Raw genomic sequence first — 22,530 nt, forward strand, 5'->3', positions numbered from 1 at the left:
ACAGCTTACTATTGGTAAGCTTGTTTGTCAACTATGACTGTGGTAGAGTGGAATTAACATAAGAATAGGGGTTTTGACGATGAAAAAAACCGACGAACTTATTCAATCTCCATCACCAAATGGGCAAGTCGCATGCGATAGTTTTCATGCGACAATAGAATTTATCGGTAAACGATGGATGGGTATTATTATTTACCATCTATTAGATGGACCAAAGCGTTACCATGAATTAGCAGCGGAAATCCAAGGCATTTCAGACCGTCTGCTGACAGAGCGTTTGAAAGAATTGGAAGCGCATGGTTTTGCTGTGAAGAGGACGTTACCCGCTTCCCGTAAAGTGGAATACGAGCTAACAGAGCAAGGGTTAGCATTCGATCCAATCATCCGCTCGATTTTGACGTGGGTGAAATCGAACGGCGGCTGTACGCAGTCGAACGCAGAAAATGAATCTTAAGTTTGAGAGGATAGATGGATGATGACATTTGAAGAGATATTACCGCGACTAAAAGCAGGCGACAACGTCATTCGGAATGGTTGGGGCGGTGCAGAACTTTACGTGAAACTAGTTGAAGCTGAATCGTTGGATGGGGAAAAGATGAATCCTTATTTCGTTATTAATGTAACGGGTGAAGGGTACACGATGTTTACACCGACAGTGTGTGATCTATTAGCAGAAGACTGGTCGATTGTAGAATAAACAAACACAACAGCTCATGAGCAATCATGGGCTTTTTGAATGGAGGAATTCAACGATGGCACAAAGCGAGTTTGCGGGGAAAACGGTGTTCATCACCGGTGCAGCTTCAGGAATCGGGCATGCCCAAGCACTTGCGTTCCTTGAACAAGGTGCGTCTGTCTACGGGTTTGATATTCTTCAAACGAACTTGGAGAACCTGGCAAGCGAGCATCCAAGTCACTTTCGTTATAGCGAAGGAAGTGTGACTGACCGAGTTGAGGTGACAGAGGCGGTGAGCCGGGCAATCGAATTATTTGGCCGTATCGACATTCTGTGCAATACAGCAGGCGTGCTTGATGGATATACCAAAACGTTAGATACCGATGAAGCGTTGTGGGATCGGATTATGAATACGAATGTAAAAGGCATGTTTTTCGTAACGAATGCAATCTTGCCGCATATGCTCAAGAGGAAATCCGGTGTACTGGTGAATATGGCTTCCATTGCAGGAATCGTAGGAGGTGGCGGGGGAGCAGCATACACCGCGTCCAAACATGCGGTTGTCGGCTATACGAAACAGGTCGATCTCGATTATTGCCGGGAAGGAATAAGGGCAAACGCAATTGCACCCGGTGCGATCCAGACGCCTATGAATGCTGACGATTTTGCTGGGGATGGAAAAATGGCGGAGTGGGTCGCTGAGGAGACACCTGCGGGACGCTGGGCCCAGCCTGAAGAAGTCGCAAAACTGACACTCTACTTAGCTGGAGCTGCTTCTGATTATGTCCATGGAACGGTCATTCCAATCGATGGTGGTTGGACGGCGAAGTGACCATTCTCAGGACGCACGAATTCTGCTATACTAGACAGGCAGACTTTTTGCCTGCACTGCGGCACTTTTTGACGGAGCAATCGGCTCTTTCTTCCTTTGGTCGCAGTTACTACTAAAACAGCTGTTTTGCTGTTTTACAAAGGAGGACTATATATGACGTTACTCGCAAAAGAGCGTCCGCGGATCGCGGTCGGAGAACTTGCGAAAATGGCGGTGGTGGCAGGACTTTATGTTGCTGTCACGCTCACGCTTGCGGTCATCAGTTTCGGCGCGGTCCAGTTAAGGCTGTCTGAGATGTTCAACTACTTGGCGTTGTTTCACAAGCGATATATCATCGCTGTGACAGCAGGAGTAGTGCTAGCGAACTTCTTCTCGCCAACTTGGTTCCTGGACGTACCGATTGGTGGAGTCGCCACGTTTCTCGTGCTTCTCATCAGCCGGGCTGCCACGAGAAAACTGAAGTCGGACAAACTGAAATTTGTCTGGACTGCCGTAATTTTCGCCGTTTCCATGTTCACCGTCGCTGGACAGTTGACCTTATTGTACGGTGCACCATTTTGGATCACTTGGTTCACAGTAGGCGCTGGCGAACTATTGTCAATGACCGTTGGCGGCAGCATCATGCTCGCTCTTTCAAAAAAAATAGATTTCACAAAATGAAAAAAACGCATCCCGGGTTATGATAAGGGATGCGTTTTTCATATGGATTCAGTTTGAGAATACATACATCGGTGTACTGGATTCTTCTGATTCAAAGCCGAGTGACTTATAAAATCCAACCGCTTTTGGATAGGAAACGAGTACTTTCGTGTGCATCTCCTGATACTTTTCCAACATCATCGTCATGATCTCTTTGCCGACACCTTGGCCTTGATAGTCTGGATCTGTAAGAACGTAATGGAAGTAGACGGTCATCGCTTCATCGGACATTGCATTAGCTAGTCCAATCAGACGCCCATTGTCCCAGGCAGTTGCAACCGAGTGGGAGTTGAGGATAGCATTGTATAAATCATTTGGATAGGAAGCGGATTCCCATTCAACGGACTGGAACAATTGTTGAATATTGTCTTTCGTCAACTGATCCGTTTTAAATGTGTATTCGATGGACATCGGTGGATTCCTCCTACAGCAAGTATTGGACTTCTGCTTCATTTTTCAAAAGCATCAGCCTGCTAGTTGTTCCTATATCCTACTTTAGAACAACTCAACCCGCTTTTGAAAGGAATATGCAAACCAACTTATGAAAACTGTTTGTTCAAGTTCGCCATTTCAATAGCGGAAACAGCAGCATCCCAGCCTTTGTTTCCAGCTTTCGTTCCTGCGCGTTCAATTGATTGCTCAATTGAGTCTGTTGTCAACACACCAAAGATGACGGGGATCCCGGATTGCATTCCAGCTGCCGCCACACCCTTGGCAGTTTCGCTGCATACGTAGTCGAAGTGAGGCGTTGCTCCGCGAATGACGGTGCCGAGTGTGATGACTGCATCATAGTTACCGGAGTCGGCCATCTTTTTTGCGATCATTGGAATTTCAAAAGCACCGGGCACCCATGCCACATCGACAGCCTCTTCGGAAACCCCATGACGTCTGCATGCATCTTGTGCAGCTGAAAGCAGCTTGCTTGTGATGAATTCATTAAACCGGCCGACTACAATACCTATCTTTAATCCTGTGCCAACTAAATGTCCTTCGTATACAGTTCCCATTTTGACTGCCTCCTATAGGGTCAATAAATGACCGAGTTTTTCTACTTTCGTTTGCAAGTATTGCTTATTTTCAGGACGAGCAGGGAGCTCAATTGGAACACGTTCTGAAATCACAATCCCATACTCCGCTAGTCCATCCAACTTTCTAGGGTTGTTCGTTAACAACCTTATGTCAGAAATGCATAAATCCTGTAAGATTTGAGCGCTGATTCCATAGGTACGTAAGTCGTCAGGAAAACCGAGTGCAGCATTCGCTTCAACGGTATCCAAACCTTGCTCTTGCAATTCATAGGCTTTCAGCTTGTTGATGAGTCCGATTCCACGACCTTCCTGACGCATATAAAGCAACACACCACGGCCTTCTTGCTCGATTTTTGCGATTGCAGCATGTAATTGCGGACCACAATCACAGCGGGAAGAACCGAAGACGTCCCCCGTTAAGCATTCCGAATGTACTCTGACTAGTATGGGTTCCGCGCTGGTCAGGTCACCTTTCACGAGTGCAACGTGTTCTTTTCCTGTCAGTTTTTCAGTATAGCCGATCATCTCAAATTGTCCGAATGACGTTGGCAGTGAGACTTGAGCTTCCCGAGTAATGAGTGTTTCAGTTGCAAGGCGGTACTGGACCAGATCTTCGATGCTGATCAATTTCAGTTTCTCTTCATCCGCCAGCTGACGCAATTCAGGAAAACGTGCCATCGAGCCATCCCCGCTCATAATCTCACAAATAACTGCCGCGGGTTCACTGCCCGCAAGCCTTGCTAAATCGACTGAGGCTTCAGTATGACCTGTTCGACTAAGCACTCCGTTATTTTGTGCAACAAGTGGGAAGACGTGACCAGGCTGCTTGAAATCTTGGGGTGCTGACTGCTGATCCAACATTTTTAAAATTGTCTCAGAACGTTCGAATGCACTAATCCCGGTATGGGAGTCGGCATGGTCAATGCTTACTGTGAAGGCGGTCCCGTGTGCATCCGTGTTATGTGCAGTCATCATCGGCAGACCGAGTTGAGCTGCTTTCGATTCGGTAATCGGTGTACAGATGAGACCCCGACCTTTTGTCGCCATGAAGTTGATCATCCCGGGGGTTGCGTACTCCGCTAAGCAGATGAAATCACCCTCGTTTTCACGGTTTTCATCATCCACGACAATTATCGGTTTTCCAATTTTCAAATCTTCAATTGCTTCTTCGATTGTATCCAGCATGAGCCAACACCCTCTCTTTATAAAAATCCGTTTTGCTGTAGAAAGTCCTTGTTCAAAGGTTGGTTAGCAGAAGAATGCTGCCGCTTCAACATGTTGAACGTGTATTTTGCGAGCATATCAAACTCCACATTGACCCGGTCTCCCGGTTGCCGCTTCGCTAGGATGGTTGTCTTTTGAGTATGCGGAATGAGCGAAATCGAGATGCAATCATCCATCACTTGAAAAATGGTTAAAGAAGTTCCATCGAGTGCAATCGATCCTTTCGGCAGGACATAGGGCAAGCCCTCTGGTGGAAGCGATAAATGCATGACAAGGGAATTCTCGACATGCTGGCACTTCAGGACAACTGCGGTTCCGTCAACGTGGCCGGTTACAAAGTGCCCGCCTAAACGACTATCCGCCCGAAGAGCACGTTCCAGATTCACCGCAGTACCGGCTTTCGCATTGTGTAACGAGGTCGCTCGGAATGTTTCTGGCATCACATCTAGGGTGAATTGTTCATCCGTAAACGAGGTAACGGTGAGACACGTGCCATTAACGGCGATACTGTCTCCTAGACGGACATCTTTCAGTATTTCATTTGCCGCTACAGTGAGTTCCATCGATTGGCCGGACGAGCGGATTGTTCGTAAGGTACCGATTTCTTCAATGATTCCTGTGAACATGTCGATCACTTCCTTTTGGCACAGCCGTAACTTTTAAATCTGGACCGAGCTGTTCCGTTTTTACAAAAACAAACTCTTTTGCGTCGCTCATCAGGGCAGGATTTGTTCCGCCGATAGGTGTCAGGGAACCGGCACCTCCGAGAAGTCTCGGAGCAATGTACGTGATAATCCGATTGACGGCATTTGCTTGTAAGAAGGATGCATTTACCGCAGCGCCGCCTTCTACAAGGAGCGTCATAACGCCGCGTGCGCCGAGTTCCTCAAGTACAGCGGATATTGCAATATCAGGGTCATACATGCGGATGATTTCAACGTGGTCATACGTTAACAAGTTGAATTCCCGTTCTTTTGAAGCGGTGCTACCGCAAAAAATCCATGTTGGGGCATCCGCATTTTGAATGATCTGGCTCGCAATAGGCGTTACTAATTGCGTATCTAAAATAACTCGAATAGGATGAAGGCCACCTTGGGGCAATCTGGTGGTGAGAAGGGGATTGTCATGAAGAATCGTTTTACTGCCGGTTAAAATGGCATCATGGACATGACGAAGACGATGGACGTCAAGCCGCGCGTGCTCGCTTGTCACCCATTTACTGTGTCCTGAAAAAGCTGCGATTTTACCGTCTAATGTCATAGCTGTTTTTACCGTTACATGAGGTTGTTGGGTTTGTATAAAGTGGAAAAAAGGTTGATATAATTCGTGTGCCAACTCCGGACAAATTCCGGTTTGCACATCGATTCCAGCATCTCGAAGCGTCTGGATTCCCGAACCTGCAACTAGGGGATTCGGATCGAGTGACGAAACGAAGACACGAGTGATACCGGCTTGCATAATCGCTTCGGTACACGGCGGCGTTTTCCCCGTATGCGAACAAGGTTCTAAAGTGACGTACAGATCCCCGCCCCGGGCGTGCTCACCTGCCATATCAAGAGCGATACGCTCTGCATGACGTTCACCTGAACGCAAATGAGCACCCATTCCGACAACCCTTCCATGGTTCACAACAACGGAACCGACGGGTGGATTCGGCGAAGTTTGTCCTACCGCACCTTGAGCAATTGAAAAAGCGATTTGCATATAGTGTTCAATTTCCAACGTGAACAACACTCCTGAATTATAGATTCCTCATGTAACAAAAAAAGCCCCGCAACGAATGTGCGGGGCTGGGTAAGCATGACAAAATAAGCGTCAGTCAAATGAAAAATTTGAAAAACGCACCATTCCTTCTCCCATCCAGACTTTAACTGTCGGCCTTGGAGTTTCACCAAATCCACCGTCTGCAAACATGCAGCCGGGTCACGGACTAAGAGCAACATAAGCTCATCACCGCCGGTAGGGAATTTCACCCTGCCCCGAAGGAATACTATTCGATTGTCTCAAAGTCTAGCACAGCCATTGGCCAGCTTGCAACCCGTACATTGGTTTTTAAACGAGCAAGTCTTTCCAGCCGCCACCGAAAAAATCTGCCGCCGCAAGAGTGCCTAGACAGAGGAGGTATACTGCGATTGGTAAAACTAGTGCTAGGATGAGTCGCTTACGTGAGGCGGTAATTTTTCTATTGTAAATCATACGATCTATGGTAAAGAACAGCAAGGAAGCGACTAGACCATATCCTGAAAACACTAAACCGAAACTTGCGTGCAACAGTCCGGAGAGAATAAGATCGGCACGATTGAAAGTTGTTTTTTCATTAATTAATTCAACTATTTTTTCAATGACAATTGAACTTGTGATGCCGTAAAAAAATAGGATTGGCGTTCCGTATAGAAGGTAGCCAGAAATACTAAGCAACACCGATTCGAAGTACTTAGAGTCTGAAGTGATCGATTCCCCGAATGGACTGGGGAACAAGAAACCAAGTAATATGAAGTACAGTACACCCGTTAGAGAAGCAGCTAGGATTTTTCTGGTTAACATAATAAGTCCCCCTAATTAAATACTAGGACAGACGATGCATTCACGTGTGTGTTAACAAAATGCTTTAATTAAGGATATTATTGGATTTTATCAATTGCTTGCCGAATGCTTGAGAATGTTAGAAGATGCTGATTTGACACTTGCGCACTTACGAATGACTGAGCCACTTTCGGAGAAATACCGGTGACATATAACTGAGTGCCCATAAGTTTCAAGACGTCCTGAATGGCTAGCAAGCCTGTCATCGGAGACTCATGATTCCAGAACAAGCCCGTAATGTCGAGGATGATATGATCTACTCCATGATGTTGAACAAATTCACAAAGTTTTTGTGTTAATAAGTTGAATCGCTGGACACTCATTTCCCCAATAAGTGACACAGCGGCAAGATTGTCTTGTATCATCATAATCGGAAGCATCAGTTGTTCAATTTCAATTGCTTTACTTGAAAGTTCATCTCGTTGCTTATATTCAACCGAAACGTTCGTTTGAGTTCCGATGAAAAATAAGTGATCCTCGATTTGAAGAGGCTTTATAGAAAGACGATTCCAAAACTCGGTACCATCTTTTCTATAGTTTTTCAGTGTAATCGTAATCGGCTCCTGAGCTTGGATTGCATCACGAAGTTGATTGATCGCAAGCGGATCTGTATCTTCACCTTGAAGGAACCGACAATTCCGACCGATTGTTTCAGATAATGGGTAACCCGTCATCGTCTCCAATGTTCGATTTGCATAGATGATCGGATTATCTGGTTGAGATGCGTCTGTGACTAGCGTCGCCACCCGGCTGCCATCCAACATGGCTTCTAATAATTGTGTCTGTATAGATTGTGTGAGATTATTCAACTGCTTCACATCCTGACCTATTTAGAATACTGACTACCACTAGCTTATCATGAGAGAGGAAGTTATTTGCAAAAAAGCAGTCAAGCTTTCACTGCTTCAAATTGGTATCCGATACACTTGTAGTTTTGACGAAGATACATGTCTTTAGGGGTGTCGTCGCCATCAGCGACCAAAATGACAAGTTTATCAGCGAACATTTCCATCACCCATTGCTGCAAATGACTTCCAATACCTTTATGTCTCATTTTTTCCAACACGTGCAACCCGTCAATTTCAACAGTCTGTTCGTTAACGATTAAATCTACGGAACCAGCTATTTCACCGTCGAAATATGCAACAAGCTGAACAAAATCAGGATCTGAGAAGTTTCTTTTATGCTGCAGCTGTTTTTGTGTTGCAAACTCTTTCCCGAATTGCTCATCAATTGTTCGCTGTAAGTGAAGGAACTCTTCGAGATAGTCTGCAGTCACGGGTTGGACGTTAATAGCTGAAGACGGTGAAACTCTAGGAAAATCCTTTGGTTGAAGTGCATATAATTCTAAAAAACCGATCTCATAGCCATGGCGATTTAAATAAGCGTGCACTTCTTTTGAAATAGATTCATTCTCCGGGAATGTAAACTTCAGATGATGTTGCCCGCGTGCGGTATGATAGATTTTCAAGTCCCGTTCTGCTTTTTGAAACTCCGTGACAGTGGGCATCTTTTTAAAAGCGATGAAATTGCTGTCATAATAGAGTGGCATCTCAGGTAGATGATAATGGATATATGTATCAGATCTCGCAGCTGCAGACCCTGCGTTATAAATATGTTCAAATGTAACTTTAATCATAGATGACCCCTCCTTCTGATATCCTATCATATATTTTAGAGAGGGAATGCACTTATCTGAACATTCTGGTTGACATATAAAAAAGACAGGAATATACTAACCCTATTACTACTTTGCGTCGCAAGGTAGTTATTTTTTACAAAGCTATCTTGTAAGGCAACATACTGGATGGAGAGTGGTCGCGTGTCGGTTAGAAGTGAGTTATTAAAAGGGATTTTAGACGGCTGTGTGCTTGCCATCATCGAAAAAGAGACAGTGTATGGCTATGAGCTTTCCGCTAAGCTCCAGAAAGTCGGACTCGACGATGTGAGCGAAGGTACGATATATCCTGTATTGCTGAGGTTACAGAAAAATAATTGGATAGTAGGGGAGATGCGGGCGTCCGAATCAGGACCTCGAAGGAAATATTATACATTGACCGCAGATGGCGAAGAGGCATTGGAACTCATTCGAAGTGAATGGGGAAGACTTGCGGTGCCAGTAACTGCGTTATTGAAAGGAGAGGTTGAGCATGGTGACCACTAAGGAACTGATTCAAGAGAACAATGAAAAGCGGGAACAGTTGACGGAGGAAAATGAACGGTACTATTCCAATATGCTTGTATACATCCGTTCTAAGTTCTTGCTGTCTGAACGAGCAACAGAAGAGTTGTTGATGGAAATGCTTGAGCATCTATTGGAAGGCCAGCAAGATGGAAAGAGTGCAGAGGAAATATACGGAAGAGATCCAAGAGCGTATGCAGATGAAGTGATTGCACAGATGCCAAAAGAGAAGAAGAAAAACCAACTTTTGTTCGGGATACAGGTAGTAGTCGGTGTATTAGGTTGGATGGTTTTGACCCGTGGTGCTATTTTGGGCATCATGTCATTTTTTCAACCAGTAGACGAACGCCTATTTCTAGTTTCAACTACTGCTTTGCTTTTAACAGTACTTTTGATCGTCATAACTGGTTTAGTATCGCTTATGAAAGTAGTAAGCAAAACTGCCTTTGAAAAAAAGAAAAGTACTTGGAAAGTTACACTTGTCGGAGGGGTTTTTGGGGTCTTGGTATTCGGATTGTTTATGGGGATTGCCTTTTTCTTAAAAGATAGAGGTCCTGCTATTGAATTTCCTTGGTTAGCTTCTTTACTAGCAGGTTTTGTACTATTACTTGTAAGTCAATGGATTGCCCGTAAAAATGAAAGCACTTATTGAACAAAATGAAACCGAATGGACTCGCAATCCGTAGTACAGATAGAAGTACAGACGGATCGGGAGGTTTTTGTTATGAATGAAGGCTACTTCGTCGGATGGGGAACGCTCGCGCTGATCAATGCCGTATTGGCACAAGGGAAAAACCGGTCAGGATTCAACTGGTTCTTGCTATCCCTTCTGCTGGGCCCAGTGGCCACTTTCTTTTTAGCCCTATCGGAGAAGAGATAACCTATACTAAACGTAGACCTATGGGTGCTGCGTTTTTTTTATGGGCAGATTCATTGATTTTGTATACCCGCGGAGGTATATTAGTGGAAATAGAAAACAACTGGAGGCGTTTCAGATGAGTTGGATCATAATCCTATTAATTGTTGCATTCTTTGTGTGGCGCATGAAACCGGCAAAAGGAATCCGTACGATGTCCACAACTGAAGTAAAGGCATTGACGAAAGATAAATCGAAGCAATTTGTAGATGTGCGAACACCTGGTGAATACAAAGGCCGCCACGTAAAGGAGTTTAAAAATATTCCTCTAAATGATTTAGGGAAACGTATGAGTGAGCTCGACAAAAATAAAGAAACGTATGTAATCTGCCAAAGCGGTATGCGAAGTGCCCGCGCAGCAGGAATGCTGAAGAAAGCAGGATTTTCCGATGTCATTAATGTTAAAGGCGGGATGAGCGCTTGGCAGTAATTGAGTAGAAATATCTACTTAGCACAAACTGACAATTTCCGTAGTTATCTGTGTGAATCATTACTTCATGATGTCGGAATGAAGATTATTTCCCCGGAAATAATCGAAAGTTAATAATGAATAAGATGTACCCAACAACTTGCAAACAATTCTAAATTTGATATACTAGTGAGACTAACTGACAGAAAGGGTTGAGTGTGGCTGATGGATAACTAATTCCTGATTTCTCAAAACGAATGATTCGTTGTGTGGAAAAACAGGATTGGTCTGTCCATTTATCATTACCACTTTCAACCTTTGCTGAGTCTATATCATGATGCTCATCAGGAGAGTTGTGGCTTTTTTGAGATGCTGACAGAACCGATCCTTCCGATTAATTTACGGAGGGGTCTTTTTTGTGTTCCCCTCCATCTGGAGGAATGTAGATGTTACGAGGAATAATAAACAAGGTATCAGTGGGATATGGAGATGTGCATATTTTTAACGAACTCAGCGCAGAAATTCCACAAGGAGCTAAAATAGCAATTGTCGGACCGAATGGGGCAGGCAAAACGACGCTTTTGTCCATTTTGGCAGGAGAACGAGAACCTTCTTCAGGAAGAATGGAATGGATCGGTCGAGCACCTTCCATCTCTTATTACAAACAAGAGGCTGAAACCGAAGACCTCTTGGACTGGACGCAAACTGAGCTCTTTCAAAAACGGAGCCACTGGCACCTCCCGAAAGAAGTAGAATATGCTCATGCAAGCGGTGGAGAGCGAGTCAAACTGCGACTTACCGCTACGCTGGCTGAAAACCGTGAACTCTTGTTGCTGGATGAACCGACCAACCATCTGGACGCGGAAAGTGTGGAACGGCTCATTGAAACACTTCAAGTACGTGAAGGCACCCTGCTGTTCGTCTCTCATGATCGGTATTTCATCGATCATCTTGCAAATATCGTTTATGAGATTGAAAACGGTAAACTGACGGTTTATGAAGGGAATTATACAGACTATCACAAGCAGAAAGAGCATGAGCGTTTCGTACAGCAAAAGCATTATGATGAACAGCAACAATACATTGCTGAAATAGAAGGGCAAATCGAGCAGCTTGATAAATGGTCAGAGAAAGGGCATGCCATGTCCACGAAACGAGGAGGAGCTAAAGAGTATTACCGTAAAAAGGTGAAAAAGCGGAACGTTCAAATCCGTTCCAAGAAAACGCGATTGGAAGCAGAACTTAAGAAAAACCGAGTAGAGGCGCCCACTGCAGAAACGTCGGTTTCGTTTGAACTGGAGGGGCTAAAGAAGAAAGGGAAGCGCGTATTGGAGCTGAAAGATGCCGGTAAAGCGTTTGGCAACAAACAGCTCTTTCAACATGCTTCGTTTACAGTGCAGGCAGGTGAACGGATTGCATTACTTGGACCGAATGGTTCCGGGAAAACGACACTGTTCCGAATGCTTTTAGGAGAACTCGATTACGATGGAGATGTCTGGTTATCAGAGGGTATGACACTCGGATATTTGCGTCAAAGCGCATTTGATCTACCGGATGACCAGACGATGGCCCAGTATTTTTATTCGCCGTCTTACGAGGAGCAAGGACTCTTAAGAATTCAATTGACTAACTTGGGTTTTACTGCGGATCACTGGCAGCTGCCTCTCGGTGCACTCAGTCAAGGCGAGCGGCTGAAAGTGAAATTGCTTGGTTTCATCCGCAGGAAAACGGATGTGTTATTGCTGGATGAACCGACGAATCACTTGGATCTACCGTCGCGTGAAGAGCTGGAGCGCACCCTGGAAACATATCCGGGCACATTGCTGTTTGCATCCCACGATCGATATTTCACTGAGCGTATGGCAGATGGATTGCTGTTATTTGAAAAAGGAACCGTTCGTAAAGTACCGTATGGTTTGGTGGAATGGGAAGGACGGAATTCCTCTGCTCCAGTTATATCTTCTGAACAAGAAAAACTCCGGCTCGAAACGGAATTGCAAGCGGTATTAGGTAAGTTGAGCCTGCTGACCCCTGAGAATCCGGAATACAGCAAACTAGATCAGCAATTTTTTGAGTTAACCCGGTTACTGAGGGAATTGAATAGCTGAAAACTAAAAAGCAGAGACACCCATGCTCTGCTTTTTTCTTTGCAGTAAAATGAAGATGAAACCAAATTTAATTATGCGTTGTCTAACAGATAGAGAGAAAGTGGAGGTGGCGGATTGGAAAGACACGAACGTGACAGGCTTCTTGCTGATGCGATGAATATACATGGCGATTATTTACTTCGTGTTGTGTACGCAATCGTGAAAGAGAAGACCAAATCGGAGGATATAGTCCAAGAGGTTTTCATTCAATACTACATACATATCGATGAGTTCGAGCATCGTTCCTCAGTTAAAACGTACTTATATCGGATTGCGATGAACCAATGCCACAACCTCTTTAAAAGCTGGCATTACCGGAAGCTAGAGCTCTCCCATAAAGTTGGCCAGTTGCTAGTATCCCTTCAAAATCCTGAAGAACAAATGATGCATAAAGAATCGAATGAAGAGTTGAAACAACTAATCAATCGTTTATCATTAAAGTACAAAGAAGTACTCTGGCTGCACTATTATGCGGAACTGTCGGTTTCTGAAGTAGGAGACGTACTGGGTTGTTCTGTCAATACAGTGAAAACCCGATTGGCACGTGCGCGAAGACTTGTAAAAGGAATTTTAAAGGAGGAGAATGCTGATGACTAATGATGTGCAGAACCAATTGGACTCAACATTGATGGAACGACTAGTTTTGGAAGACACGGTGAAGCAACGTATCCTTCATCAAGCTCATCAACGGCTCGAAACCAAGCAGTCTCCTAAGCGTTCAACTAAAAAACCAATCATGACAGCTGCAGCCTGTGTTTTCGTGGCAAGTGTTATCACAGTTCCTTACATTCAGCAAGAGCAGCAGGAGCGAGCTTTCCAAGAAGCCATATCTCAAGAAACAATTCAAAAAGTTATCATTTCAAATGAGGCATACCCGAATTTAATCAATTCCATCTATGTGGAAGAAAATAATGAAATCATTCATACGGATGAAAGAGGGATATATTCGTACTCCATCGATAATCAGACGGAGACGGTGCTGGTGTCACCAACTGAGAATATTGAGTTTTCAAGTGTGTCATTATTGGCAAATGAAAACTGGGTTATATGGGGGAATAGTGAAATCCACATATTAAATAGGGCAACCGGTAAGGAGCGTGTACTACTAGAAGACTATATAGACGTTCAATTGATAGGAAATCAAATCCTGTATTTAGGATTCGACGACATGCCTGTATATTATCTTTATGATTTGGCAACCGATCAAAAAATGAAACTCCATGATTTAAAAGGAAACGGTAGCAGTTTCACGGATGTACGGAATGGGAGAATAGCTGTAGTGGAAGAGCTAGGAGAGAAAACTGACTCATCGGTTCACGTATCCATCTATACTCTAGAGAGTAGAAAGATATGGCAAACCTATACGGTACCTTATGAAAGCATCTCTTATCTAACATTTGATGACGATCGGATCTATGGTCAATTTTCTTCCAATGGAAGTGATTTATCACTAGGTTACCTGGACTTAGCTACTGGTAAAGTTCATATATTGGATGTCCCTGAAAATAGCGCTTATGCAATCTATGATAATTATTTGGCTCTAAGTGTGACAAAAGAAGAAAGCGATACAGTGAAACTATTTCACCTGAAAGAGGACACTGCAGAACCAATTGAGACGTTGAATGGTGTTGGTGAAAGACTCGTTAAACCGCGCTTCAATGAATCCGGCAAACTCATCGTGAACGGAGAAGGACCGGAGACGCCGTTATATCTTATAGACACAAAAAAACTGCAGTGAAATTAAAGACCAGCGGATCCATCGGAGAGCAGGGAGCTCTTCCAAATCAATCCACTGGTTTTCTCTATTTATTGAATAGGCATGAATGCTACTTGCCAAATGCCGTCTTCGTTTTTGACCAGTTGAAATCCAGAAGGTGGTTCGTTTTCACTTTTTGGATAATATTCAATGTATCCTTCAATTTTACTTGTCTGAAGAAATCGCCCCTCCTCAAAATTCCTGTACTGTTGAGTCAATTGTTCAAGTGTACCGCGATCGGATTCAGGGATTGCTTGATCTTCCTCTTTACTCCAGTGAACGTATTCTTCGCGGTCAGTGTAAAGTGCATAGACGACCTCATAATTCCTTGAATATGAAGCATGAATGTAGAGTTTTGCAACGCTCATTGGTGATAACCCCGCTAAATGTTGGGTATCTAAATCTTTCTCGAATGCAGTGTATACATTCTGTTCTGAAGTGTTCAATCCAATGGCAGACTGTTCACTAACCTGATCTTCAGGCAGCGTTCCCAAGCCTTGTATGACGCCTGCTACCAGGAGTTGTTCTTTGTCTTCACCGTCCACGGAATATGAAATTTTTATGGTACGCGTTTTGTCAGGAACTACATTTTTCAATGACACCTCTAAAATTAAGCTGCTTTCATCTTCAATTACAACGTCATGAATATCATCGATTTCTCCAATTTGATCGCGACCATAAACACCAGAATTTTTCATACTGTCTGCACGATAGAATGAATAAGAAATCCCATCAGATGTAGTAAGGGGTTGCTGATTCTCTTTGATCAGTTCAATGGAATCAATGGTCGCTGGGCTGTTCCCATCCCACACTATGGGCATGACAATGTAGTAGGTTTCATTCGCCAGAAATGGTCCTGTTGAAATGTTCTCTAAAGTGAACATCCCTGAATTATTCGCATCTTTGCCTGCTATCCCCGCCTGTTTTGTAGAATCTAACAGTTCACCTTTTACTAGAAAAATACCTATGAATACCAAAGATATCGCCACAATTGTTCCAATTATAGCAGGAACAAATCGAGCTGGACGTTGTGAACGGCGAATTTTTTGTCTGACAACGTGTTTGTGCTGTTGGGTAAATGATTCTTTATGGAAAACAGTCTTGTCAAAAGCGGAACGAATTTTTTTCTCCTTATCTTTCATCCTGATCCCCGCCTTCCAGCAGTTGTGCTAATTGTTCGCGACCTCTCTTTAGTCGGGTGCGAAGGGTGTTTTGATTCACGTCTAGCAGTGCACTGATTTCAGGTACTGTCAGATCCTCGTAATAATAGAGCAAAATGACTTCACGATACGTGAGCGGTAGTGCGAGCACACATTGCGCCAACTGTTCATCCTCACTGTTTTGAAGCATGCGTTCATGTGGAGTATATTCTTTAGATCGAAGAAATTGAAAGAGCGGGCTCCCGACAATTACACGTTTGAACCATGAGCTTTTCAACACATCTTTACATCGATTGATTGTAATACGATATAGCCACGCTTCCATGGAACGAATTTCATCCAACTGATGAGCTCGATGAAAACAAGTCACGAATACATCTTGGACAACTTCTTGAGCACGTCCCCAGTCTTTTAGGTAACTGAATGCAAGATTCGTCAATCGATTTCCATATTGGTCCATCAATTGTTCGAGCCACTCATCCTGCTTCCATTCTGGAAGGGGCTTGTTATCACGGGGCATGCCAATCCATCCTTTCTCAGTGCACTCCACCCGGGTGTACCTTAAAGACGAGTGAAAAAGCACCACCGTTTCATTTTCCAATCAAAAAATTCATTTTTCTATCGTTAATCGTCAAGCTAGGGGTAGTATACAGGTGAAGGGAGTGATCACGTGATTTCAGAAACAGGGTGGAACTTGGACAACAGCTACAGTCGGTTACCAGAAGTTTTTTTTGCAGAAGCGACTCCGGCAAAGGCTGCTTCTCCCAAAGTGGTCTTGGTGAATGAGCGCTTTGCTGAATCGCTTGGGCTGCAGGTAAAGGCGCTAAGTCCGGAATTGCTTTCAGGAAATGAGTTGCCAGAAGGCGCTTCGCCAATCGCCCAGGCGTATGCTGGGCATCAGTTTGGGAACTTCACGATGCTTGGTGACGGACGTGCCATGCTTGTGGGCGAGCAATTGACCCCGTCAGGAAATCGAGTGGATATTGGCTTAAAAGGATCTGGACCCACAGCATTTTCAAGAAGCGGAGATGGTCTTGCAGCACTTGGACCTATGTTACGCGAGTATATCATTAGTGAAGCCATGCACGCATTGGGCATTCCTACGTCACGGAGTCTTTCGGTGACATTGACGGGCAATGACGTACTTCGTGAAACGGTATTACCCGGGGCTGTTCTTGTGCGGACTGCAAGCAGTTATTTACGTGTGGGTACGTTCCAATACGCAGCAGCTCGTCAAGTACCTGAGGATTTGAAGGTGTTGGCGGATTACGCGATAGAGCGGCATTACCCAGAAGTTGCCTCAGGGGAAAATCCATATGAACTGCTGCTCGGAAAGGTTATCGAGCAACAAGCAGTATTGATTGCCAAGTGGCAGCTAGTCGGATTCATCCACGGGGTCATGAATACCGATAATATGACGATTAGCGGGGAAACCATCGACTATGGACCCTGTGCATTTATGGACACATACGATCCAGCGACTGTGTTCAGCTCCATTGACGTGAATGGGCGTTATAAATATGGCAATCAGCCGGGGATTGCATCGTGGAACCTTGCGCGGTTTGCGGAAACCTTATTGCCGCTGCTTGATGAGAAACAAGAAGTGGCCATTCACATTGCGGAGAAACAACTCGCCCGGTTTGGTGGGATTTTTGAGCGTGAGTGGCTGAATGGGATGCGAGCGAAGCTAGGTTTGTTGGATGAACAAGATGAAGATGAAGCTCTTTCAAAAGAGTTGTTGTTGCTGATGAAAGAGGCTCAAGCAGACTTCACGAATACATTCAGAGCATTGACAGATGAATGTGGAGAGCAGCCGGATTGGTTTAGTCAAGATGCCTTTTGCGAGTGGAGAAACAAATGGATGAAGCGGCAGAAGCAACAAAGTGCATCCATCAGTGATTCGTATGCATTGATGAGACGCAGCAATCCATCGGTGATTCCACGAAATCATCGTGTGGAAGAAGCGATCCAGGCAGCAGAGAACGGAGACATGAGTGTCTTGAACCAATTGATCCGGGTTCTTGCTTCTCCTTATTCGTATTCAGAGGAGCAGGCGGCATATGCAGCACCGCCGGATTCATCAGTTCCTTATCGAACATACTGCGGAACATAATTGAGCAATTGAACTGCGGGCGCTTTTGAAGCGTCCTTTTTATATGGGAAATATTCATGAGGGGGAAAGTCGTTGCCCAATATTAGCCATGTTTAATTTAGTATGAAAATAGAAAGACAGGAGCTGGATTCATATATTCAAGAAGTGAGTCAGGTTATTCCTTTAACAATATCTTGGATGGAGCGTCAACTAATGAAGCAGCACCGGATAATAGGGAGAGTCGGGGGTTTTGATGCACATCCATGCTTCTAGCGATAGATCCCCGCTCGTTTTTGCGAGGAACCCGCTCGTATCCACGAGGAACCCGCTCGTTTCTGCATTGAACCCGCTCATTCCCACGAGAAACCCGCTCGTTCCCACGAGAAACCCGCTCGTTCCCACGAGAAACCCGCTCGTATCCACGAGGAACCCGCTCATTCCCACGAGGAACCCGCCCGTTCCCACGAGAAACCCGCTCGTTCCCATGACTTAGTTTCCTACAAGTAGACACTTTAAGTACCCGCTCAGTTTTTACTTTTTCTCGATTCATTCGTTTCTTAGTTTGGCTCTGTAAGCGACTTGACACGGAGCCTCTGCAGGGATAATTTCTTCCTCAGGCAATCCGATGGCGAACCAGCTGACTTCGCCGGAATAGGCTATCATGCCTGCCTCTCCACGTAAAGTCGCTTGCGTCGTACTTTCCATTCTTTCGCTCATGCAGCACTCTGGACTCGGTAATTCACCGGACTCATCTTCAGTTTTAATTGTGGACGGACATGGTTATAATAAGCAATATAGTCTTCTACAGCCTGGTTCATCTCTTCTGCTGTTTCAGGTACTCTGAAGCCTGGCATTTCCGTTTTAAGCTTACCGAAAAAGCTTTCGATGCATGCATTATCCCAGCAGTTGCCTCTGCGGGACATCGATTGGGTCAGCCGCATTTCTTTTAAACGGCTACAGTAGCCATAGTTTGTAAATTGGGAGCCCTGATCACTATGCAGGAGGGCTCCTTTTTTGTACCCTTTTTCTGCTAGACAATTCAAGGCACGATTGACTAAGCCTTGGTCTTGGTACTCTCCGATACTGTAAGCAACAATTTCATTATTGTAAAGATCCATAATGCTACAGAGATACATAAAATCTTTTCTAGGTTTAATAACTTCCAAATAGGTGATATCCACACAAAATTTGATCCCTGGTTTGATCGCTTTGAAATTTCGATTCAACAGGTTTTTAATGGTGATATGCGGCATTTGATCCTTTTTGCGCGGTCTCCGTCGCTTGGTCTTGAGGGGCATTAAGTAACGCTCACGCATCCTAGTGATACGCTTATAACCGATAACGATTTGATACTTACTATTTAACTCATTAATAAATCGTTCGTTCCCTAAGTTGCCACCATGCGTGTGATAGAGGGAAAGCATTTTGATTAATAAGGGCTTGTCTCGTTCTTCCTGTGAGATCTTCGGTCCGCTTTTTAGCCATTTATAATAGCCAGCTCTCGATACCCCGACAGTTTTAGTTAAGAATGTGATGGGATACATTTCTCGATGCGTTTCTACATAGCGGAAAGCTAATTCTTTTCCGTTCCCCTCGCTTTCAGTTCCAAAAGTTTTTTAAATAATGAATCTCTAAACGTAGACGTGCGTTTTCCTCCTCATGTGTCATTTCGTGTACTCTTTCTTTTCCTGCATTGGCATGACCCCGTCGTGAGTGTAATGAGTTATAGTCTCCAGTTTTTCTTACAATCTCTACCCACTCCGTAATACGCCTACGATTTTTAATCCCGTGTTCCTCCGCTATCTCTACTGCAGGGTGTCCTTCCAAATAAAGTTCGACCGCTTTCTTTTTCAGCTCGTAAGAGTAGGTGCTCATAGATTTTGTCGCCATGAAATCATCTCCTTAGGTTCTAACCTGTCCTAATGGAGCGTGTTCTTATACTGTCTACTTTGAAGAAATATCTCACCACGAGAAACCCGCTCGTTCCCACGAGAAACCCGCCCGTTCCCACGAGGAACCCGCTCGTTCCCACGATGAACCCGCTCGTTCCCACGAGAAACCCGTTCGTTCCCACGAGAAACCCGCTCGTTTCCGCGGTAAACCCGCTCGTTCCCACGTGGAACCCGCTCATTCCCACGAGGAACCCGCTCGTTCCCACGAGGAACCCGCTCGTTTCCACGAGGAACCCGCTCGTTTCCACGAGGAACCCGCTCGTTTCCACGAGGAACCCGCTCGTTTCCACGAGGAACCCGCTCATTTCCACAGCGAACCCGCCCGTTCCCTCAGCAATCCCGTCCAGTTTTGATTCATTCAATTGTACAGACCGCTTTATAAGGGACTTGACAGAGGTCCTACACAGAAATAATTCCAGACTCAGGCAATCATCGGGCAGACCGGCTGACTTAGTGGGGGCCTTTTGTGTATATATCTTTAAAGAATCCCATTGCCTAAAATGAGAATAGTTGGTATCGTTAGCGAGATAGCCCACTGTCTTTTCTCCCGTATATACAGCATATAATGTAAACCCTTACATATCTGTTTTTATGTAAAACATACAAGAGAGACAATGGCGTGATTCGAAACCATAAGGGAAAGAGGAGAGGGAATGAAGAAAAAAGTTCTTGCTGCGTTAGTAGCACCCGTGGCTGCATTATCGCTGCTCGGAGCTGGACAAGCAGAGGCGAACACCAATTTTGATAAAGTGGTGAAAGACCCTGCAGAACTTATGCGGGACCAAGGGATTTTGTTAGGGCTTCCCAGTGGCGACCTTAAAGTGAATGACGCCCTTCAGCGTGTAGAGATGCTGATGATGTTGGAGCGGGCGGGGAAACTGGAAGGATCTAAAGCTAAATTGTCCTTTACAGATGTTCCTGGAAAGTATCAGGACGTTGTCTCTAAAGCCGTTCAGTCGAAGTTAGTAAGCGGTTTTACCAAGAAATCATTCAAACCCAATCATTCTCTTACAAAAGGACAATTTGCTACGATTTTCACTTTGAGCGAAACGGGCGGGAAAGTTCCTTCAGTGGATTTATCAATTCTTAATAACTATACAGATGCATCCAAAATACCGGCATATTTAAAGCCATACATTGCGTACGCAATACTTGGAGGTGCCTTTGACGTTGAATATGGCCAACCGTTTGACTACGAAAAAGGGATTACACGTGCAGAAGCTTCTAAAGCGTTTAAGCCAGTGGTGTTTGACGTAATCGATTTCCTAACAACAAACGATATTCATGGGAATATTGAGTTTAACGAGAAGTATCAAAACGGAGGCATGGCAATCATTGGGGGTTTGGTGAATGCATTCCGATCAGTGAATCCTAACGGTACAGTTGTTGTAGATGGCGGAGACATTTTCCAAGGTACACTCATTTCAAACTCATTTGAAGGAGCTTCTACCTTTGATACGATGAACGCGATTCAATATGACGCGGCTGCAATCGGAAACCATGAATTCGATTGGGGAGTAGGCGTTCTGAAGAATCGTATTGCACAGGCGAAATTCCCTGTAATGGGAGCCAATGTTTATGATGAAAAAACGAACAAGCGTGTAGATTGGACAGAACCATATACAATGGTGGAAAAAGGTGGTTATAAAATTGGGATCATTGGATTTGCGACACCTCAAACCCCAGCTACTACACTTGCAACGCATGTAGAAGGCCTTTCTTTCCCGACGCCAGCACCCATTGCAAAAGAACTTGCAGCGGAACTCCGCGAAAAGGGAGCCGACTTTGTAATTGTGACATCGCATTTACCGGGAGAGCGTGCTAAAGACTCTGATGAAATTATTGGAGAGTTAACTGATCTTGCAATGGAGTCTAAAGGAAGTTTGGATGCCATTGTCGGTGGTCACTCTCATCAACGTGTAGCTGGACACGTAAACAACATTCCGGTAGTAGAGGCACAAAGCTATACCGCTGCAATGGGCCACATCCAGTTGTTCATCGACAAAAAGACGAAACAAGTCTATTCATCGGAATCCGGAATTCTGGAAACTAAAGTAGGGCTTACGAAGGAAGATGAAGCAGTCGCAGGAATTGTATCCGGTTATCAAAAACAAGTTAAAGAAATCGCAGCAGAAGTTGTGAGCAATACGACAGGAGACTTGACGCGCGCGCCTTCCGAAGGGAAGTATGGGGTGAGCCAGTTAGGGAACATGATCAGTGACGCAATGATGCAAAAAGCGGATACACAAGTTGCATTCCAGAACATCGGAGGCATCCGTGCCAACATTGAAAGCGGCGATATTACGTATGGAGATGTATTCAGTGTGATTCCTTTTGATAACTACAATGTAGTTTCCGAAATGACTCCCCAACAAATCAAAGCGATATTGGAAGGCCCGTTGAAAAACGGTTCGAACTTCTTAACAATTCAATTTGGCGGATTGAAAGTTGTATTTGACGCTGAACGAGTTCACGGAGATCGAATCCTATCCATTACTCTAAATGACGGAACTTCTCTATACAAAGATGGTGAATTCGCGGACGTGAAGGTGAAAGTTGTAACAAACAACTTCTTAGGAACAGGCGAAGGAGATGGTTTTGATACATTTGGAGAAGTAGAATGGACGTCGACACCAGATTTCCAACGGGAATTATTCGCAGACTACTTCCGTGCAATGAAAGCAGCAGGAACGACGATTGATGCATCAGAAGTTCTAGATGAGCGTTTGACTGCATTAAAGAAGTAAACACTCCCAATCACCGGCACGAGGACAAGTTATTTGTCTTCGTGCCGGTTTCTTTTACGTCCATCATGGAAAAGCATTCTCTTTCAATAAAACAATTCTTTCCCCTTTGCCAACTATTATTGGCTTA

27 protein-coding genes, 1 pseudogene and 1 riboswitch are annotated in these 22,530 nt (G+C 44.6%); of the genes and pseudogenes, 13 read left to right on the forward strand and 15 right to left on the reverse strand.

The genetic code is table 11. The features are described 5' to 3' along the window. Positions 1-79 precede the first annotated feature (79 nt). The 4 genes from ABE021_RS07725 (at position 80) to ABE021_RS07740 (ending at position 2,168) form a co-directional block, all read left to right on the forward strand. Positions 80-454 carry a winged helix-turn-helix transcriptional regulator gene (locus ABE021_RS07725; RefSeq protein ID WP_430287876.1) on the forward strand — a complete coding sequence of 125 codons (375 nt, stop codon included), beginning with the start codon at positions 80-82 and terminating at the stop codon, positions 452-454. Positions 455-475: 21 nt separating this feature from the next. Continuing rightward, positions 476-697 carry a DUF2829 domain-containing protein gene (locus ABE021_RS07730; RefSeq protein ID WP_430288183.1) on the forward strand — a complete coding sequence of 74 codons (222 nt, stop codon included), beginning with the start codon at positions 476-478 and terminating at the stop codon, positions 695-697. 55 nt (positions 698-752) lie between these two features. Then, positions 753-1,508, forward strand: coding sequence for a 3-oxoacyl-ACP reductase (locus ABE021_RS07735; protein ID WP_430287877.1), 756 nt, complete (start codon positions 753-755; stop codon positions 1,506-1,508). Positions 1,509-1,661: 153 nt separating this feature from the next. Further along, on the forward strand, positions 1,662-2,168 hold the full coding sequence (locus ABE021_RS07740; RefSeq protein ID WP_430287878.1) for a QueT transporter family protein: 507 nt from the start codon (positions 1,662-1,664) through the stop codon (positions 2,166-2,168). A gap of 48 nt (positions 2,169-2,216) precedes the next feature. Here ABE021_RS07740 and ABE021_RS07745 read toward each other — a convergent pair whose 3' ends face one another. From ABE021_RS07745 to ABE021_RS07780, 8 genes are all read right to left on the reverse strand, one after another. Beyond that, positions 2,217-2,618 carry a GNAT family N-acetyltransferase gene (locus tag ABE021_RS07745; RefSeq protein WP_430287879.1) on the reverse strand — a complete coding sequence of 134 codons (402 nt, stop codon included), beginning with the start codon at positions 2,616-2,618 and terminating at the stop codon, positions 2,217-2,219. 128 nt (positions 2,619-2,746) lie between these two features. Then, on the reverse strand, positions 2,747-3,214 hold the full coding sequence (gene ribH / locus ABE021_RS07750; RefSeq protein ID WP_430287881.1) for a 6,7-dimethyl-8-ribityllumazine synthase: 468 nt from the start codon (positions 3,212-3,214) through the stop codon (positions 2,747-2,749). 12 nt (positions 3,215-3,226) lie between these two features. Continuing rightward, positions 3,227-4,420 (reverse strand): bifunctional 3,4-dihydroxy-2-butanone-4-phosphate synthase/GTP cyclohydrolase II, encoded by a 1,194-nt coding sequence (locus tag ABE021_RS07755; RefSeq protein WP_430287882.1) that lies wholly within the window; start codon positions 4,418-4,420, stop codon positions 3,227-3,229. A gap of 17 nt (positions 4,421-4,437) precedes the next feature. Next, positions 4,438-5,085: a riboflavin synthase gene (ribE, locus tag ABE021_RS07760; protein WP_430287883.1), complete on the reverse strand. Its 648-nt coding sequence runs from the start codon at positions 5,083-5,085 to the stop codon at positions 4,438-4,440. After that, positions 5,066-6,181 carry a bifunctional diaminohydroxyphosphoribosylaminopyrimidine deaminase/5-amino-6-(5-phosphoribosylamino)uracil reductase RibD gene (gene ribD / locus ABE021_RS07765; RefSeq protein ID WP_430287884.1) on the reverse strand — a complete coding sequence of 372 codons (1,116 nt, stop codon included), beginning with the start codon at positions 6,179-6,181 and terminating at the stop codon, positions 5,066-5,068. Before ribD ends, ribE begins: the two co-directional genes overlap by 20 nt. Before the next feature lie 122 nt (positions 6,182-6,303). Next, a riboswitch (FMN riboswitch) is annotated at positions 6,304-6,450 on the reverse strand. A 61-nt stretch (positions 6,451-6,511) separates the two neighbouring features. Beyond that, positions 6,512-7,003 carry a hypothetical protein gene (locus tag ABE021_RS07770; protein ID WP_430287886.1) on the reverse strand — a complete coding sequence of 164 codons (492 nt, stop codon included), beginning with the start codon at positions 7,001-7,003 and terminating at the stop codon, positions 6,512-6,514. 77 nt (positions 7,004-7,080) lie between these two features. After that, positions 7,081-7,860: a PAS domain-containing protein gene (locus tag ABE021_RS07775; RefSeq protein ID WP_430287888.1), complete on the reverse strand. Its 780-nt coding sequence runs from the start codon at positions 7,858-7,860 to the stop codon at positions 7,081-7,083. Between the two features lie 71 nt (positions 7,861-7,931). Beyond that, positions 7,932-8,681, reverse strand: coding sequence for a GNAT family N-acetyltransferase (locus ABE021_RS07780; RefSeq protein WP_430287890.1), 750 nt, complete (start codon positions 8,679-8,681; stop codon positions 7,932-7,934). Positions 8,682-8,864: 183 nt separating this feature from the next. Between ABE021_RS07780 and ABE021_RS07785 the strand changes: the two genes are divergently transcribed. The 7 genes from ABE021_RS07785 to ABE021_RS07815 all read left to right on the forward strand — a co-directional run bounded on the left by ABE021_RS07785 (position 8,865) and on the right by ABE021_RS07815 (position 14,434). Continuing rightward, positions 8,865-9,206 carry a PadR family transcriptional regulator gene (locus ABE021_RS07785; RefSeq protein WP_430287892.1) on the forward strand — a complete coding sequence of 114 codons (342 nt, stop codon included), beginning with the start codon at positions 8,865-8,867 and terminating at the stop codon, positions 9,204-9,206. Next, complete coding sequence (locus ABE021_RS07790) at positions 9,193-9,876, forward strand: DUF1129 family protein (RefSeq protein ID WP_430287894.1); 684 nt, start codon at positions 9,193-9,195, stop codon at positions 9,874-9,876. Before ABE021_RS07785 ends, ABE021_RS07790 begins: the two co-directional genes overlap by 14 nt. Before the next feature lie 72 nt (positions 9,877-9,948). Continuing rightward, entirely contained in the window at positions 9,949-10,104 is a 156-nt protein-coding gene (locus ABE021_RS07795) for a hypothetical protein (protein WP_191688819.1), read from the forward strand. Between the two features lie 115 nt (positions 10,105-10,219). Further along, on the forward strand, positions 10,220-10,570 hold the full coding sequence (locus ABE021_RS07800) for a rhodanese-like domain-containing protein (protein ID WP_430287897.1): 351 nt from the start codon (positions 10,220-10,222) through the stop codon (positions 10,568-10,570). A gap of 425 nt (positions 10,571-10,995) precedes the next feature. Further along, complete coding sequence (abc-f, locus tag ABE021_RS07805; protein WP_430287899.1) at positions 10,996-12,657, forward strand: ribosomal protection-like ABC-F family protein; 1,662 nt, start codon at positions 10,996-10,998, stop codon at positions 12,655-12,657. Between the two features lie 114 nt (positions 12,658-12,771). Then, a complete protein-coding gene (locus ABE021_RS07810; RefSeq protein ID WP_430287901.1) occupies positions 12,772-13,293 on the forward strand; it encodes a sigma-70 family RNA polymerase sigma factor in 522 nt (173 codons plus the stop codon). Next, complete coding sequence (locus tag ABE021_RS07815) at positions 13,286-14,434, forward strand: hypothetical protein (protein ID WP_430287902.1); 1,149 nt, start codon at positions 13,286-13,288, stop codon at positions 14,432-14,434. Before ABE021_RS07810 ends, ABE021_RS07815 begins: the two co-directional genes overlap by 8 nt. A gap of 68 nt (positions 14,435-14,502) precedes the next feature. On the opposite strand, the gene ABE021_RS07820 is transcribed toward ABE021_RS07815, so the two are convergent. Together ABE021_RS07820 and ABE021_RS07825 are read right to left on the reverse strand one after the other, a co-directional pair. Then, on the reverse strand, positions 14,503-15,594 hold the full coding sequence (locus tag ABE021_RS07820) for a hypothetical protein (RefSeq protein WP_430287904.1): 1,092 nt from the start codon (positions 15,592-15,594) through the stop codon (positions 14,503-14,505). After that, a complete protein-coding gene (locus ABE021_RS07825; RefSeq protein WP_430287906.1) occupies positions 15,584-16,132 on the reverse strand; it encodes a sigma-70 family RNA polymerase sigma factor in 549 nt (182 codons plus the stop codon). The genes ABE021_RS07820 and ABE021_RS07825 overlap by 11 nt, the downstream gene beginning before the upstream one ends. A 150-nt stretch (positions 16,133-16,282) precedes the next feature. Here ABE021_RS07825 and ABE021_RS07830 point away from each other — a divergent pair, with 150 nt between their 5' ends. Continuing rightward, a complete protein-coding gene (locus tag ABE021_RS07830) occupies positions 16,283-17,725 on the forward strand; it encodes a protein adenylyltransferase SelO (RefSeq protein WP_430287907.1) in 1,443 nt (480 codons plus the stop codon). Positions 17,726-17,914: 189 nt separating this feature from the next. On the opposite strand, the gene ABE021_RS07835 is transcribed toward ABE021_RS07830, so the two are convergent. From ABE021_RS07835 to ABE021_RS07855, 5 genes and pseudogenes are all read right to left on the reverse strand, one after another. Then, positions 17,915-18,190, reverse strand: coding sequence for a hypothetical protein (locus ABE021_RS07835; protein ID WP_430287908.1), 276 nt, complete (start codon positions 18,188-18,190; stop codon positions 17,915-17,917). A 60-nt stretch (positions 18,191-18,250) separates the two neighbouring features. After that, on the reverse strand, positions 18,251-18,409 hold the full coding sequence (locus ABE021_RS07840; RefSeq protein WP_430287909.1) for a hypothetical protein: 159 nt from the start codon (positions 18,407-18,409) through the stop codon (positions 18,251-18,253). A gap of 8 nt (positions 18,410-18,417) precedes the next feature. Beyond that, positions 18,418-19,272, reverse strand: a pseudogene (locus ABE021_RS07845) (IS3 family transposase); the annotation flags it as partial. A gap of 31 nt (positions 19,273-19,303) precedes the next feature. Then, a complete protein-coding gene (locus ABE021_RS07850; protein WP_430287910.1) occupies positions 19,304-19,594 on the reverse strand; it encodes a transposase in 291 nt (96 codons plus the stop codon). A gap of 19 nt (positions 19,595-19,613) precedes the next feature. After that, the gene (locus ABE021_RS07855; protein WP_430287911.1) at positions 19,614-20,018 is read right to left on the reverse strand and encodes a hypothetical protein; all 405 of its coding nucleotides are present in this window, start codon (positions 20,016-20,018) and stop codon (positions 19,614-19,616) included. A 291-nt stretch (positions 20,019-20,309) separates the two neighbouring features. Between ABE021_RS07855 and ABE021_RS07860 the strand changes: the two genes are divergently transcribed. Then, on the forward strand, positions 20,310-22,403 hold the full coding sequence (locus ABE021_RS07860; protein ID WP_430287912.1) for a 5'-nucleotidase C-terminal domain-containing protein: 2,094 nt from the start codon (positions 20,310-20,312) through the stop codon (positions 22,401-22,403). Positions 22,404-22,530: the final 127 nt, after the last annotated feature.

The organism is Sporosarcina gallistercoris (genome assembly GCF_050459885.1).
GTDB lineage: Bacteria > Bacillota > Bacilli > Bacillales_A > Planococcaceae > Sporosarcina > Sporosarcina gallistercoris_A.